At 58.1% G+C, this 15648-nt stretch carries 12 protein-coding genes and 1 tRNA gene; all 13 read left to right on the top strand.

From position 1 onward, the window contains the following. On the top strand, positions 1–996 hold a 996-nt coding region (tuf, locus tag IH881_17585; protein MCH7869509.1), incomplete at its 5' end, for an elongation factor Tu. A gap of 35 nt (positions 997–1031) precedes the next feature. Beyond that, positions 1032–1107, top strand: a tRNA-Trp gene (locus IH881_17580). 119 nt (positions 1108–1226) lie between these two features. Further along, positions 1227–1427: a preprotein translocase subunit SecE gene (secE, locus tag IH881_17575; protein ID MCH7869508.1), complete on the top strand. Its 201-nt coding sequence runs from the start codon at positions 1227–1229 to the stop codon at positions 1425–1427. Between the two features lie 52 nt (positions 1428–1479). Further along, the gene (nusG, locus tag IH881_17570) at positions 1480–2124 is read left to right on the top strand and encodes a transcription termination/antitermination protein NusG (GenBank protein ID MCH7869507.1); all 645 of its coding nucleotides are present in this window, start codon (positions 1480–1482) and stop codon (positions 2122–2124) included. A 46-nt stretch (positions 2125–2170) separates the two neighbouring features. Further along, positions 2171–2596: a 50S ribosomal protein L11 gene (gene rplK, locus IH881_17565; GenBank protein ID MCH7869506.1), complete on the top strand. Its 426-nt coding sequence runs from the start codon at positions 2171–2173 to the stop codon at positions 2594–2596. Positions 2597–2598: 2 nt separating this feature from the next. After that, positions 2599–3300 carry a 50S ribosomal protein L1 gene (locus IH881_17560; protein MCH7869505.1) on the top strand — a complete coding sequence of 234 codons (702 nt, stop codon included), beginning with the start codon at positions 2599–2601 and terminating at the stop codon, positions 3298–3300. A gap of 84 nt (positions 3301–3384) precedes the next feature. Beyond that, positions 3385–3924, top strand: coding sequence for a 50S ribosomal protein L10 (rplJ, locus tag IH881_17555; protein ID MCH7869504.1), 540 nt, complete (start codon positions 3385–3387; stop codon positions 3922–3924). A gap of 252 nt (positions 3925–4176) precedes the next feature. Next, a complete protein-coding gene (gene rplL, locus IH881_17550) occupies positions 4177–4551 on the top strand; it encodes a 50S ribosomal protein L7/L12 (GenBank protein MCH7869503.1) in 375 nt (124 codons plus the stop codon). Positions 4552–4733: 182 nt separating this feature from the next. Then, on the top strand, positions 4734–8846 hold the full coding sequence (gene rpoB, locus IH881_17545; GenBank protein MCH7869502.1) for a DNA-directed RNA polymerase subunit beta: 4113 nt from the start codon (positions 4734–4736) through the stop codon (positions 8844–8846). 17 nt (positions 8847–8863) lie between these two features. Then, positions 8864–13069, top strand: a complete 4206-nt coding sequence (gene rpoC / locus IH881_17540) for a DNA-directed RNA polymerase subunit beta' (protein ID MCH7869501.1) — start codon at positions 8864–8866, stop codon at positions 13067–13069. 439 nt (positions 13070–13508) lie between these two features. Then, on the top strand, positions 13509–13880 hold the full coding sequence (locus IH881_17535) for a 30S ribosomal protein S12 (protein ID MCH7869500.1): 372 nt from the start codon (positions 13509–13511) through the stop codon (positions 13878–13880). Positions 13881–13975: 95 nt separating this feature from the next. Then, complete coding sequence (rpsG, locus tag IH881_17530) at positions 13976–14446, top strand: 30S ribosomal protein S7 (protein MCH7869499.1); 471 nt, start codon at positions 13976–13978, stop codon at positions 14444–14446. 142 nt (positions 14447–14588) lie between these two features. Then, positions 14589–15648: GTP-binding protein (locus tag IH881_17525; protein ID MCH7869498.1), on the top strand; the 1060-nt coding region annotated here is incomplete at its 3' end.

The raw sequence follows: 15648 nt of genomic DNA, 5'->3' as shown, positions 1-15648 counted from the left end.
GCCCACGTAGAATATCAGACAGAAGCTCGTCACTACGCACACGTGGACTGCCCCGGCCATGCGGACTACGTGAAGAACATGATCACGGGCGCGGCCCAGATGGACGGGGCGATCCTGGTGGTTTCCGCGGCCGACGGCCCGATGCCCCAGACCCGTGAGCACGTGCTTTTGGCTCGCCAGGTCAACGTTCCTCACCTCGTGGTGTTCATGAACAAGGTGGACCAGGTAGACGACGACGAGTTGCTGGAGCTGGTCGAGATGGAAGTGCGAGAGCTTCTTTCGAGCTACGAATTTCCCGGCGACGACATTCCGATCATCATGGGTTCGGCGTTGGCGGCAGGTGAAAATCCGAGCGATGACACCGCGAACAAGTGCATCGACGAATTGATGGACGCATTGGACACTGCGATTCCGACGCCGGAGCGGGCGCTGGATCGCGATTTCTTGATGCCGATCGAGGACGTGTTTTCGATCACGGGTCGCGGGACGGTGGTGACGGGCCGGATCGAGCAGGGCATCGTTCACACGGGGGACGAAGTAGCGATCATCGGTATTCGCGACACGACGAAGACGACGGTGACGGGTGTCGAGATGTTCCGGAAGATCCTGGACGAGGGCCAGGCCGGCGACAACGTGGGTTGTCTGCTCCGGGGCACGGGCAAGGACGAGGTGGAGCGGGGCCAGGTTCTGGCGAAGCCGGGATCGATCACGCCGCACACGAAGTTCCGGGCCCAGGCGTATATCTTGACCAAGGACGAGGGTGGGCGTCACACGCCGTTCTTCAATGGTTATCGGCCTCAGTTCTACTTCCGTACGACGGATGTGACGGGTATCGCGACGCTGCCGGACGGAACGGAAATGGTGATGCCCGGTGACAACGTCGAGATGGTGGTGGAGTTGATCACCCCGATTGCAATGGACAAGGAGTTGCGCTTCGCGATCCGCGAGGGCGGCCGCACGGTGGGTTCTGGCGTGGTCTCCGAGGTGATCGAGTAAAGATTGGGCGACGCAGATTTGCCGGGAGTTCGATTAGGCGCGTAGCACAATTGGTAGTGCACCGGACTCCAAATCCGGAGGTTGGGGGTTCGATTCCCTCCGCGCCTGCCAAGTTCGCAGCGCGAAAGGGTCGAAGGCACGACCGACCGGAAACTGGGTTGATTGATGGAACAGTTGATTGAACAGTTGGTTGAAAGACGGTTACGAGTTTTAAGTGGAGCGTGAAATCGATGAATCCAGCGGAGTGGTTCCAGAACGCCCAGCAGTATCTCCGAGAAGTGGGCGTCGAGTACCGCAAGATTTCTTGGCCTCCACAGAGAGAGGCGATGGCAGGCACGGTGGGCGTCATCGTTGTGGTCAGCATCATCACGTTCGTTCTCGGCGTGGTGGACTTTGGGCTGGCCGAAATAATGAAGAAGGTGCTCGAGTGAGCACTGCCTTCCTGGCACGAGATTTTGCGAGTTCGAAATGGATGGTGATCCAATGAGTGACTCAAAGGGTAGTACTCCGGACGACGATGTGGCCGAAGTGTCGGCTGACGTGGCCGCGACTGAGCCGGTTGTCGCAAAGCCCGCGGATGCCGCGGCGGGATCCGTTGACAAGAAGAAGTGGTACATCGTTCATACATATTCGGGGCAGGAAAACCGGGCCAAGCAGGGTTTGCTCGAGCGAGCGAATGCCCTCGGCTTCGAAGAACAATTTGACGAGGTGCTGATCCCGGAAGAGTCCGTCGTCGAAATGGTCAAGGGACAGAAGCGCAACTTCAAGCGCAAGTTCTTCCCCGGCTACATCATGGTGAGAATGGAGCTCAACGACGAGACCTGGCACATCGTCAAGGGGACGCCCAAGATCACCGGCTTTGTTGGGGGGGCGACCAACCCTCCTGCGATCTCCGACGAAGAAGTCGCCCGGATGACCCAGCGCATGAAGGATGGTGCGGAAAAGCCAAAGCCTTTGATCACGTTCGAAGAGGGCGAAAACGTGCGAGTCGTTGACGGACCGTTCGCCAACTTCTCAGGATTTGTAGATGAAGTCATGCCGGAGAAGGAAAAACTCCGGGTGATGGTTCAAGTCTTCGGTCGAGCGACTCCGGTGGTGCTCGACTACACCAACGTCGAACTCGCTTAGTCCAACAGCTTTCGACAGCGACTTCAGAGTTTAAGGAAAGAATATCGTGGCAAAGAAAGTCATGGCGATCGTCAAGCTCCACTGTCCCGCCGGACAAGCGAATCCTTCGCCTCCGGTCGGCCCGGCCCTCGGTCAGCACGGCGTCAACATCATGGAATTCTGCAAAGCGTTCAACGTGCGGACCCAGGACAAGGCGGGATTGATCATTCCGTCCGTCATCACGATTTACACCGATCGTTCGTTCACGTTCGAGCTGAAGTCTCCCCCGGCATCGGTCCTGCTGAAGAAGGCTGCAAAGATCGCCAAGGGATCCGGTGAGCCCAATCGCACCAAGGTGGGCAAGGTGACTCAAGCCCAGTTGGCTGAGATCGCCGAAATAAAGATGGCCGATCTCAACGCGAACGATATGGAGAACGCCAAGCGAATCATCGCAGGCACGGCTCGTTCCATGGGCCTGGAAGTGGAGGGCTGATCATGGCGAGCCGAGGAAAGAGATATCGCGCGGCTGCGGAGTTGGTGGAGGAGGCGAAATTGTATCCCCTCGACGAGGCGGTCGAGCTGCTGAAACAGATGCCCAAGGGCAAGTTCGACGAGAGTGTCGACATTGCGGTTCGCCTCGGAGTCGACCCGAAGCACGCAGATCAGATGGTCCGCGGTGCCCTGGTGCTGCCCCACGGCACCGGGAGTACGGTTCGGATCCTCGTGTTCGCCAAGGGCGACAAGGAAGCTGAGGCCAAAGCTGCCGGAGCGGACTACGTCGGTGGCGAGGAACTCGCCAAGAAGATTCAGGACGAGGGTTGGATGGAGTTCGATCGCGTCATCGCGGCTCCGGACATGATGGGCATCGTAGGTCGACTCGGTCGCGTTCTCGGGCCGCGCGGTTTGATGCCCAATCCAAAGCTCGGGACGGTTACACCCAATGTGGGTCAGGCCGTCGAAGAACAGAAGGCGGGCAAAGTGGAGTACCGGGTCGACAAGAACGGAATCATTCACTGCCCCATCGGAAAACACTCATTCAGCGCCGAACATTTGATCGCCAATGCGTCGGCGTTGGTCGCGGCTCTGGTCAAGGCGAAGCCTGCGGCTACGAAGGGTACCTATATGAAGACGCTTTCCGTATCGACAACGATGGGTCCCTCGGTGCGCATCGAGCCTGGCTCTACGGCGGTGGCCTGAGATCGGCTGGCTCTGACTGGAATAGCAACAAGCAAGCACCAAACGGTAAAAACAACAAGATCGTAAACGGAATAGGAGCAAGACGTGCTCACCCGTGCTCAGAAAGAAGAACAAGTCAGCGAGCTGAAGGGAAAATTCAGTCGCGCAACCGGTGTATTCATCGCGGACTACCGCGGCCTGAACGTGGTCGAGATCAACAAGCTTCGCAGTGATCTGCGAGGAGACGATCCGGACGATTCGGAATACACCGTGACGAAGAACTCGGTGTTGCGACTGGCGGTTGCCGACACGGATCTCTCCGTGATTGCCGACCATTTCAACGGTCCGACCTCCATTGCGATCGCCTACGGCGATCCGGTTCGAGTGGCCAAGGTTCTCGTTGATTGCGACAAGAAGAACGAAGCCTTCGAAGTCAAGGGTGGTTTTCTCGACGGCAAAGCTCTCGGGGTCGAAGAAGTCGCAAAGCTCGCGATGCTGCCTTCGTTGCTCGAACTTCGGGGCAAGTTCGTGAGATTGATCCAGGCACCGGCCACCAAGCTGGTGCGTCTGCTGAGTGAACCCGGTGGTCAACTCGCGCGATTGCTAGATGCGCGGTCGAAGTCATTGGACGAAGGAGGTTCCTGAAAGCAGGGCCTCGCAACGCGATCGCAGTGACTCTTTGTGCGATTGCAACGAATTTTGCCGGATTGCAGGGTGCGATCCGGAAGGGACACGGGAGCGGTGAGAAGGAGATCGGGCACAGCCCGACTTGGCGATCTCGCAGCGACTGGGTTCCGAGAAGTTTTGAATAGAGCAGCAAGAGTGGGAGGAAGGAGCGAAGCGCTTCTTCCGCATTAAACGCACACCACTCTCCATACTAAGGAAGGGTTGAACGAAATGGCCGACCTCAACGAAATCGCAGAATCGCTCTCGAGCTTGACCGTCATGGAAGCGGCGGAACTCGCCACATTGCTTGAAGAAAAGTGGGGCGTGAGCGCCGCCGCACCAGTGGCGGTTGCCGTCGCGGGTGGTGGTGGTGGTGGTGAAGCCGCCGAAGAGCAGACCGAGTTTGACGCGGTCCTGATCTCCTACGGCGACAAGAAGATCCAGGTGATCAAGGAAGTCCGGTCGATTACCGGCCTGGGTCTCAAGGAAGCCAAGGAACTCGTAGAGGGAGCTCCCAAGACGCTGAAAGAAGGCGTGCCGAAGGACGAGGCCGAAGAGATCAAGAAGAAGATCGAGGAAGCCGGCGGTCAGTGCGACGTTAAGTAGAAACGCTTTCTTTGGCGAGACACCCGCCCTCATGGGAAGGCGGGTGAGCTTCAATTTTGTCCCGCACACACGCAGCATCCGCGTTACTGGGGCGAACGGGAGGGCAAATACAAGCCGTGGCTGAATATAATCTTTGCGAGTTTGCACCGCGTATCCGAAAGAACTTCGCGCGTACACCGCCGATGGTCGATATTCCGAATCTTCTCGAAATTCAGAGGAAGTCGTTCGAGCGTTTTCTCCAGCTCAATGTCGATATGGAAAAGCGTGAAGATCTCGGTCTTCAGAACGTCTTCCACTCGGTTTTCCCGATCAAGGACTTCAACGACACGGCCTCTCTCGAGTTCGTCGGCTACACCCTCGAGCAGCCGAAGTACGACGTGCAGGAGTGTCTCCAGCGAGGCATGACCTACGCTGCGCCGTTCAAGGTGACGATTCGTCTGATCGCGTGGGAAGATGGCGGGGGTTCTCAGACGATCCGCGACGTCAAGGAACAAGAGGTCTACTTCGGCGAAATTCCGATCATGACCGACAACGGTACCTTCATCATCAACGGCACCGAACGCGTCATCGTTTCTCAGCTTCATCGCTCGCCGGGTATTTTCTACGATTCGTCACTGTCGACCACCGTGAGTGCGGCCGGCAAGAAGATCTATTCTTGCCGCATCATTCCCTATCGCGGGTCCTGGTTGGACCTCGAATTCGATCACAAGGATCTGCTGTTCGCTCGGATCGATCGACGGCGCAAGATCCACGTCACGGTGCTGCTCAAGGCACTGGGTTACACCACCGAGGATATCCTCGGCTACTTCTACGTCGCGGAACAGATCAAGATTGACGGTCGCAAGATCTTCAAAAAGTCGACACCCGAGCTTCTCGTCGGGCAGCGCTGCACACGCGAAGTAAAGGGCACGGACGGAAAGGTCCTGGTCAAGAAAGACAAGAAGTTTACCGCCGCCGCCGTGCGCAAGTTGGGCGAGGCAGGGATCGAATGGATCCAGGTATCGCTCGAGGACATCGTCCGCGAGGATGCGGTCAAGCGTGTTGTTCCGATCGACATCGTCGATGAGAACACGGGCGAGGTCATTCTCGAGTGCAACGAAGAGATCACTCAAGCCCATCTCGACGATCTCAAGACGCGCGGGATCAACGAATTTCCGCTGCTATATCTGGACCCGATCACCACCGGAACAGCCATTCGCGACACCTTGCTGGTGGATGGAACCGAGAACCAGGACGAGGGCACGATCGAGATCTACCGACGCTTGCGGCCGGGTGATCCGCCGACCCTCGATACTGCCACCAATCTCTTCAATAACCTCTTCTTCAATCCTGAGCGCTACGACCTCTCTCAAGTCGGCCGTCTCAAGGTCAATCACAAGCTCGACTTCGACGGCAACGAGAGTGTTTCGTTCTTCCCGGCGGGTCGCTCTGGCCCCGAAGATCGAATCCCCCTCGGTGAACTGCCGACCTTGCGAAAAGAAGACATCCTCAGCGCGGTCAAGTATCTGGTCGATCTCAAGAACGGCATCGATCTGAGCAAGAAGGTCGACGATATCGATCACCTTGGAAATCGCCGGGTTCGCGTCGTTGGCGAGCTGCTTCAAAACCAGTATCGGATCGGCCTGGTCCGGATGGAGCGCGCGATCAAGGAGCGCATGTCGCTTCAGGAGATCGAGACCCTGATGCCGCACGATCTGATCAACAGCAAGCCCGTCTCGGCTGTGATCAAGGAGTTCTTCGGCTCGAGTCAGTTGTCCCAGTTCATGGATCAGACCAATCCGCTCTCCTCGGTCACACACAAGCGGCGGCTTTCGGCTCTCGGGCCCGGTGGCCTGACCCGCGAGCGTGCGGGATTCGAGGTTCGCGATGTACATCCGAGCCACTACGGACGCATTTGTCCGATCGAGACCCCCGAAGGCCCGAACATTGGGCTGATCGCATCGCTTTCGACCTTTGCTCGGGTCAACGACATGGGTTTCATCGAAACGCCCTACCGCGCGGTCGAGAATGAGAAGGTCTCGACGAAGGTCAACTTCTACACTGCGCTGGATGAAGAGCGTTCGGCCATTGCCCAGGCAAACGCCAAAATCTCAAAGGACGGCTGGTTCGAGGACGAAAACATCTCCGCTCGTAAAGAGGGCGAGTTCCAAATGCTCGAGCGGGAAAATGTAGATCTGATGGACGTGTCGCCCAACCAGATGGTCTCGATCGCCGCCTCGCTGATCCCGTTCCTGGAGAACGATGATGCGAATCGTGCGCTCATGGGATCAAACATGATGCGGCAGGCGGTGCCGCTGCTCCGCACCCAAGCTCCCCTGGTCGGGACCGGCATGGAAGCCGTAGTCGCCCGGGATTCTGGAGTGACGGTCGTGGCAAAGCACAATGCCACAGTGGAATCGGTAGATGCCGGACGCATTGTCTTGAAGCCCGATGACGATGAAGGCACCGGTTCAAATGTCGACATCATCAATCTGATCAAGTATCAGCGCTCGAATCAGAATACCTGCATCAATCAGCGTCCGATCGTTCAGGTGGGAGATCATGTCAAAGCCGGTCAGGTGATTGCAGATGGTCCCGCAACCGATCGCGGCGAGATGGCCCTCGGGGTCAATGTTCGCGTCGCGTTCATGCCCTGGGGTGGATACAACTTCGAGGATTCGATTCTGATCTCGGAACGGGTCGTAAAGGACGACTACTTCACGTCGATCCATATCGAAGAATTCGAGTGCATCGCCCGGGATACGAAGCTTGGCAAGGAAGACATCACCCGGGATATTCCGAACGTCGGCGAAGAAGCGCTGCGTGATCTCGACGAGGCGGGCATCGTCCGCATTGGTGCCGAGGTCAAGCAGGACGACATCATGGTCGGCAAGATTACGCCGAAGGGTGAAACCCAGCTCTCCCCGGAAGAGCGCCTGTTGCGGGCAATCTTCGGCGAGAAGGCCGGGGACGTCCGAGACACGTCGCTGCGCGTACCGCCGGGAGTAACGGGCACCATCATTGGCGCTCAAGTCTTCCAGCGTCGCGGAGTAGAGAAGGACGAACGCGCGCGCATGCTCGAAGAGCAGGAGATCGACAGCCTGCGCAAGGATCAAGAAGACGAGGTCCGCATCATTCGCAACAGCGCGTTCTCCAAGATTCGCGAGTTGATGGCCGGGAAGCGTGCGGCGACCCGGGTTTCAGACGAGCGACGAGGCATCGATTGGCTGAACGGCGGCGACACCATCACGGAGGAAATTCTCGGGGAGATTCCAGAACGCCGCTGGCGAGAGATTCAGGTCGACGATTCGAGTGCCCAGGAGAAGATCAATCTGGTGTTCGAAAACGTCGAGGCCCAGGCGTCGGTGATTCGCGCGGTCTTCGATGAAAAGATTGCGCGGCTCAAGAAGGGCGACGAATTGCCTCCGGGCGTGTTCAAGATGGTCAAGATCTACGTGGCCATCAAGCGCAAGCTCAGCGTCGGCGACAAGATGGCCGGTCGGCACGGGAACAAGGGAGTCATTTCCCGGATTCTTCCCGAAGAAGACATGCCCTATCTGTCCGACGGAACCCCTGTCGATATCGTGCTCAATCCTCTTGGCGTGCCCTCGCGGATGAACATTGGACAGATCTTCGAGACTCACCTCGGATGGGCGGCCCAGGGCTTGGGCCGTGCAGTGCGCGAGATGGTCGAGAAGCATATCGATCCCGAAACCTTGCGTGCGAAACTCAAGCAGGTCTATGCGGATGATCGGGTTGGGGCGCTGCTCGATGAGGCTTCACCGGAAACCCTGCGTTCACTGGCACAGAACGTTGGACGTGGCATTCATATTGCTACGGCGGTCTTCGACGGAGCGAACGAAGAGCAGGTCAAGGACGAACTCGAACGAGCCGGTCTTCCCCGAAGCGGTCAGACGATCCTCTTTGATGGTCGGACAGGCGAGCCCTTTGATGAAGACGTCACCATCGGGATTATCTACATGCTCAAACTTCACCACCTGGCAGATGACAAGATCCACGCCCGGAGCATCGGGCCGTACAGCCTGGTGACCCAGCAGCCTCTCGGCGGAAAGGCGCAGTTCGGTGGCCAGCGCCTCGGCGAGATGGAGGTCTGGGCCATGGAAGCGTACGGTGCTGCCAGTTCGTTGCAGGAGTTCTTGACCGTGAAGTCCGACGATGTGATCGGGCGAACGCGGATCTACGAGTCCATTGTCAAGGGTGAAAATGTACTCGAGCCGGGACTGCCCGAGAGCTTCAATGTGTTGGTCAAGGAGCTTCAGGCGCTGACCCTCAACATCGAGCTCATTGAAGAATAGTAGAAGGGGAAACTACATTGCGCGATCTCTATAATCTCTTTGAAAAGCCGAAAGATCCCCTGGCGTTCAATGCGCTTCGCATTTCGCTGGCCTCCCCCGAAAAAATTCGGGAGTGGTCCTTTGGCGAGGTCAAGAAACCGGAGACCATCAACTACCGAACCTTCAAGCCCGAGAGGGATGGTCTGTTCTGCGCCAAGATTTTTGGCCCGGTGAAGGACTACGAGTGCAATTGCGGCAAGTACAAGCGCATGAAGCATCGCGGCGTCGTCTGCGAAAAATGCGGCGTCGAGGTCATTCAGTCCAAGGTGCGTCGGGAGCGCATGGGGCACATCACCCTGGCGTCACCGGTTGCGCACATCTGGTTCTTGAAGTCGCTTCCCTCGCGCATCGGCAATATTCTCGAGATCACTTTGCGCGATATCGAAAAAGTCCTCTACTTCGAGTCCCATGTGGTCCTCGATCCAGGCGACACGGAGTTGATGCAGGGCGAACTGCTCTCTGACGAGCGGCTCGCCGAGTGTCGCGAGCAATACGGTCGCAATGCCTTCGAGTACGGGATTGGCGCCGCAGCGGTTCGCACCTTGCTCGCCGGTCTGGACATCCAGACCCTGTGCCGGGAACTCCGCGTCGATCTACGCGAAGTGACCAGTGAGGCGAAGCGCAAGAAAATCGCCAAGCGGTTGAAGGTTCTCGAGGCCTTCCGCGAGTCCACCAACAAGCCCGAGTACATGGTGCTCGAAATCGTCCCGGTGATCCCGCCGGACCTGCGACCGCTGGTCCCGTTGGACGGCGGCCGGTTCGCCACCAGTGACCTCAATGATCTCTACCGCCGCGTCATCAACCGGAACAACCGCCTCAAGCGGCTCCAGGAACTCAACGCGCCGGATGTCATCATTCGCAATGAAAAGCGTATGCTGCAGGAAGCCGTGGACGCGTTGTTCGATAATGGGCGGCGGGGGCGCGTGATTACTGGCCCGAGCAAGCGACCGCTCAAGTCGCTCTCGGACATGCTCAAGGGAAAGACGGGACGCTTCCGGCAGAATCTGCTCGGCAAGCGCGTCGACTACTCGGGTCGTAGTGTGATCGTCGTAGGTCCCGAGTTGCGACTGCATCAATGCGGGCTGCCGAACCGTATGGCGCTCGAGCTTTTCAAGCCCTTCATCTACTCCAAGCTCGAACAACAGGGCTTTGTGACGACGATCAAGGCCGCTCGCAAGATGGTCGAACAGGAGCGTCCCGAGGTGTGGGATATCCTCGCCGACGTGATTCGCGAGCATCCGATTCTGCTCAATCGCGCTCCCACCCTGCATCGTTTGGGCATGCAGGCCTTCGAGCCGCTGCTGATCGACGGCAAGGCGATCCAGTTGCATCCGCTGGTATGCGCCGCGTTCAACGCCGATTTTGACGGCGACCAAATGGCCGTGCACGTCCCGCTCAGCGTCGAGGCGCAGATCGAAGCGCGTGTGCTGATGATGTCTACGAATAACATCCTGAGCCCCGCAACCGGTCGTCCCATCATCGGGCCAACCCAGGACATCGTTCTCGGTTGCTACTACATGACCCGGCTGCGACCCGGCGTGAATGGTGAGGGCTCGCGCTTCTCGAGTGTCGATGAAGCGCGCATTGCGTTCGACTCGGGGGTGGTTCACATCCACGCGGCGATCAAGGTCCGGATCGATGGCGAAATCGTCGACACGACGACGGGTCGAGTTTTGATGGCCGAAGTGCTGCCGGAAGGCGTCGCCTTTGAACACATCAACAGGGTGATGGACAAAAAGGCGCTCGGCGAAGTCATGGATGTCGTATTCCGCAGCCGGGGCAACAAGGCCACGGTAATTCTGGCGGATCGCCTTCGCACGCTTGGATACACCCATGCGACCCGAGCCGGAATCTCGATCTGCATCGACGACATGAAGGTGCCCGAGGGAAAGCAGGCCGTTATTGATGCCTCCGCCGAAGAAGTGCGCGAAATCAGTGAGCAGTACCAGGATGGTCTGATCACAGACGGAGAGCGCTACAACAAGGTGATCGACATCTGGGCCATGGCTACAGAGAAGATCACTGAGATGTTGCTCGACGGGATCAGCCACGAGACGCGAATCAATGAACAGGGCAAGGAGGTCGAAGCTCCGAGTTTCAACGCTGTCTTCATGATGGCGGACTCTGGCGCGCGCGGTTCAGCTCAGCAGATGCGACAGCTCGCCGGGATGCGTGGTCTGATGGCCAAGCCTTCGGGTGCGATCATCGAGACGCCCATTACCTCGAACTTTCGCGAGGGCTTGAGCGTTCTCCAGTACTTCATCTCGACCCACGGTGCTCGCAAAGGTTTGGCGGATACCGCGCTCAAGACGGCCAACTCGGGTTACCTCACTCGGCGCCTGGTCGACGTCTCTCAGGACGTGATCATTCGCGAACTCGACTGCGATACTACAGATGGCCTGGAGATTTCGGCGCTGATCGAAGCGGGTGACATCGTCGAGCCACTGAGCGAGCGCATCTTGGGCCGCGTTCCAGTCAAAGATATTCTCGACCCGGTCGACGGCAAGGTACTTCACGAAGCAGGGAAAGAGATCGACGAGGACCAGGTCCAGTTGATCGAACGCTCTGGAGTCGAGTCCGTATTGATTCGCTCCGTGTTGACTTGCGAGATTCGGCACGGTGTGTGCGCCAAGTGCTACGGACGCGATCTGTCTCGGGGACAGATGGTCCATCTCGGAGAAGCCGTGGGTGTGATTGCCGCGCAATCCATCGGCGAGCCCGGGACCCAGCTCACCATGCGGACCTTCCATATCGGGGGTACCGCGACCCGGCGCGTCGAACAGTCCCATGCCGAGGCAACGACCTCCGGCACCGCGGTCTTCCACAATATTCGCTGGGTGGCGGACGGGCGGGGCGGCCACATCGCGATGACGCGGAACGGTGAAATTGGAATTGTCGACAGTAGTGGTCGCGAGCGTGAGCGACACCCGGTGGTTTACGGTGCACAGATCAAGGTCGAAGAAAACGCTGCCGTGAAGACCGGCGACTACCTGCTCGAATGGGATCCCTTTGCAAGTCCGATCCTCTCCGAGCATTCGGGTGTCGTGAAGTTCGGTGACATCGTCGAAGGCGGAACGATGCAGGAGCAGGTCGACAACTTCACGGGTGTTTCCTCCAAGGTCATCACCGAGTCGAAAGACCCCGATCTGCGTCCGCGCATTTCGATCAAGAACCCCGCGGGCGAAACTGTTTCCCGGGCGCTCTTGCCGGTGGGCGCGTATCTCTCGGTCAACGAGGGTGACACGGTGGGCGCAGGTGACGTCGTTGCGAAGATTCCGCGCGAGGCCAGCAAGACCAAGGACATCACGGGCGGTCTGCCCCGGGTGGCCGAGCTGTTCGAAGCCCGCAAGCCGAAGGAATGCGCCGTGGTCACGGAGATCGACGGAATCGTTACCTTCGGTCCCGATTCACGCGGTCGTCGCCGGGTACTCGTGACCCCCGACGAAGGGGGCGAGCCGGAGGAGTATCTCATTCCGAAGGGCAAGCACGTGAGCCTGCACGAAGGAGACCACGTCCGAGCCGGTGACGCGCTGATGGACGGTTCTTCGAACCCTCACGACATTCTCAAGATCAAGGGCGAAAAAGCGCTTGCCAAGTATCTGGTGGATGAAGTGCAGGAGGTCTATCGCCTGCAGGGTGTTCGCATCAACGACAAACACATCGAGGTCATCGTTCGACAGATGACCCGCAAGGTGCGGATTACCGAGGTCGGCGACAGCGACTTTTTGCTGGGCGAGCAGGTCGAAAAGTCTCGTTTCCAGGCTGCCAACGATGTGTTGGAGGCCGAGGGTCAGGAGTGCGCGGTCGGCGAACCGCAGCTGCTCGGCATCACCAAGGCCTCGCTCTCGACCGAGTCGTTCATCTCGGCGGCCTCGTTCCAGGAAACCACCAAGGTTCTCACCGAGGCGGCGATTTGGGGCAAGGTTGACACGCTGAGGGGGCTCAAGGAAAACGTCATCATGGGTCGTTTGATCCCCGCAGGAACAGGGATGCTCAACTACCAAAAGGTCGGAATTATCATCGATCCCCCGCAAGGGATGGAAATTGCGGGAATCGACGACGTCGAAGAGGAAGATGCCGGCAATGAACAGTTCGGAGACGCTCTTGCGAGTGATCCGGCGGCTCCAGGGACCGACATTTTGCGCGCCAAGGCAGGTGATGAACCGACCGGGATCAAGATTTGATATGCGGTATTTCCCTAGGACACGAACTTTGGTTAGGAGCAATTGGCACCAGCGAATACAAATGAATGCAAGCTATAGCGTCGTTGACACGTCCCGGAGGGACGCTAGACTGCGCGCGATTTTCTAGGTACAGAGACCGCCTCCTTGCGGTCCGCTTCCGGATGGACGGTGAACCATCCTGAAGGTCACCCCGGGGCTCTGGCTTCGGGGGACTCAATCACTCAGCGCCGATTCGACGATCGAATCTCCGCAAGACTGAGTCGTGAACGACGACCTTCCGGACTCATCGTTGCTGAGAAGCGGGTAGAAGGGAGATGTGTCTCTGGATCTGTTTTTGCTGTTTTCAGGATTTGGCACAACCTTCTATATATCGGATACCGGCCCCCACTGGATAGGGGACGTACCGCAACGAAGTAACCGCAGGAGCAAGCAGGCACACATGCCCACCGTTCAACAACTCGTTCGCAAGGGACGTTCCACCAAGCGAAAGGCCTCGAAGGCGCCCGACCTCGAGAAGGCCCCCCAAAGGCGGGGTGTCTGCTTGCGGGTCTATACGACAACTCCGAAGAAGCCCAACTCAGCGTTGCGGAAGGTAGCGAGAGTTCGTCTCACGAATGGCCGGGAAGTAAACGCTTACATCCCCGGCGTCGGCCACACCCTTCAGGAGCACTCGGTGGTGCTCGTGCGCGGTGGACGAGTCAAGGATCTGCCGGGTGTTCGATATCACATTGTTCGTGGAACCCTGGATGCAACCGGCGTCGACGGTCGTAACCGCAGTCGATCGAAGTACGGCACGAAGAAGCCCAAATAGTCCAGTTTTTTAAGCAGTACTTTTTTAGCAGTACATAGCCAGAGTCTAATGAATCCCAAAAAAATCTTGGGATCGGATCTAGGAAGAAAAAAGAAATGCCGAGACGTGGAGCCGTACCGAAGCGCCCAGCACCCATCGATTCCAGGCATGGGGATCGCACGGTGGGTCGCTTCATCAATGTTCTCATGAGAGACGGAAAGAAGAGCACCGCCGAGGGAATCATTTACGGCGCCTTCGACATGATCGAATCAAAAATGCGCAGCGAACCGTTGACGATGTTTCGCCGGGCCCTCGAAAATATCCGGCCCAGGGTCGAGGTAAAGTCACGCAGGGTCGGCGGTACCACCTATCAGGTCCCGATCGAAATCCGGCCCGAGCGCGCTTCGTCTCTCGCCATGCGCTGGTTGAAGGAAAACGCGCGTAAACGACCGGGCAAGAACATGGTCGAGAAGCTCGCGAATGAAATCATCGACGCGGCCAACGAACGAGGGGAGAGCGTCAAGAAGCGCGAAGACACCCATCGGATGGCGGAAGCAAACAAGGCGTTCGCTCACTATCGCTGGTAGAGCGCGCTGGTAGAGCGCGCTGGTAGAACGCGCTGGTAGAACGCGCTGGTAACTGAATGCAAGCAATTGTGCGGCGAAAGACGCAAGCAAGTCAGCACGGGCTGACAGCCGAAGGTCGGCGAAGGGTACAGGGAACAGAGCCATGCCTCGTACCGTCCCGATTGAGCGTGTAAGGAACATTGGCATCATGGCGCACATCGATGCCGGCAAGACAACGACAACGGAACGAATCCTCTTTTACACCGGTGTGAACTACAAACTCGGTGAGGTACACGACGGCGCTGCCACTATGGACTGGATGCAACAAGAGCAGGAGCGTGGCATCACCATTACGTCGGCGGCGACCGCCTGCGCGTGGCTCGGCCATTCTGTCAATATTATCGACACGCCGGGTCATGTCGATTTTACGATCGAAGTAGAACGGTCCCTTCGAGTACTCGACGGGGCCGTTGCTATTTTCTGCGGCGTCGGTGGTGTCGAGCCGCAGTCGGAGACGGTCTGGCACCAGGCCAATCGATACGGAGTCCCGCGGATCGCGTTCGTAAACAAGATGGACCGTATTGGTGCCGACTTTGACCGGGTGGTTTCAATGCTGCGTGACCGATTGAACGCAAATCCAGTCCCCATTCAACTGCCGATCGGTACTGCAGATGAATTTGTCGGCGTGATCGATCTGATCGAGCAAAAGGCTATCTACTGGGACGACGATTCTCTTGGTGTCGAGTACTCCCGAGAAGAAGTCCCGGCCTCACACCTCAAAGCGACTGCCGAGGCGCGTGAAAAACTGGTCGAAGCTGTGGCCGATATCGACGAAGACATCATGGCCAAGTACCTCGACGCCGAGGAAATCAGCGCAGACGAAATTCGCGCAGCCCTGCGAGCCGGAGTCTTGAACAATCAACTGCTTCCTGTTCTGTGCGGTGCCGCATTCAAGAACAAGGGCGTTCAGACCCTGCTCGACGCAGTCATCCACTACCTGCCGTCTCCGGTCGACATCCCGGCTGCAGTCGGCTATCGCGTCAAGGACGACAAGCAGGTGCCTCGAAAGGCATCTGACGACGAGCCCTTTGCCGCATTGGCGTTCAAGATCGTGAGCGACAAACATGCAGGGCAGCTCACCTATTTGCGCGTCTATTCAGGACACGCAAAAGCCGGGGATTCGTTGATCAACGCGAATCGCGGCAAGAAGGAACGGGTCGGAC

It is taken from the genome of Myxococcales bacterium (assembly GCA_022563535.1).
GTDB lineage: Bacteria > Myxococcota_A > UBA9160 > UBA9160 > UBA4427 > DUBZ01.
The sequence above is the reverse complement of the archived record's forward strand: the minus strand, read 5'-3'. Positions and strand labels throughout refer to the sequence as shown.

Excerpts from the sequence above, each read along its gene's own strand:
- secE (MCH7869508.1), top strand. The coding sequence starts at position 1,227 with ATGAATCCAGCGGAGTGGTTCCAGAACGCCCAGCAGTATCTCCGAGAA.
- nusG (MCH7869507.1), top strand. The coding sequence starts at position 1,480 with ATGAGTGACTCAAAGGGTAGTACTCCGGACGACGATGTGGCCGAAGTG.
- rpoB (MCH7869502.1), top strand. The coding sequence starts at position 4,734 with ATGGTCGATATTCCGAATCTTCTCGAAATTCAGAGGAAGTCGTTCGAG.
- rplL (MCH7869503.1), top strand. The coding sequence starts at position 4,177 with ATGGCCGACCTCAACGAAATCGCAGAATCGCTCTCGAGCTTGACCGTC.
- IH881_17560 (MCH7869505.1), top strand. The coding sequence starts at position 2,599 with ATGGCGAGCCGAGGAAAGAGATATCGCGCGGCTGCGGAGTTGGTGGAG.
- rpsG (MCH7869499.1), top strand. The coding sequence starts at position 13,976 with ATGCCGAGACGTGGAGCCGTACCGAAGCGCCCAGCACCCATCGATTCC.
- IH881_17535 (MCH7869500.1), top strand. The coding sequence starts at position 13,509 with ATGCCCACCGTTCAACAACTCGTTCGCAAGGGACGTTCCACCAAGCGA.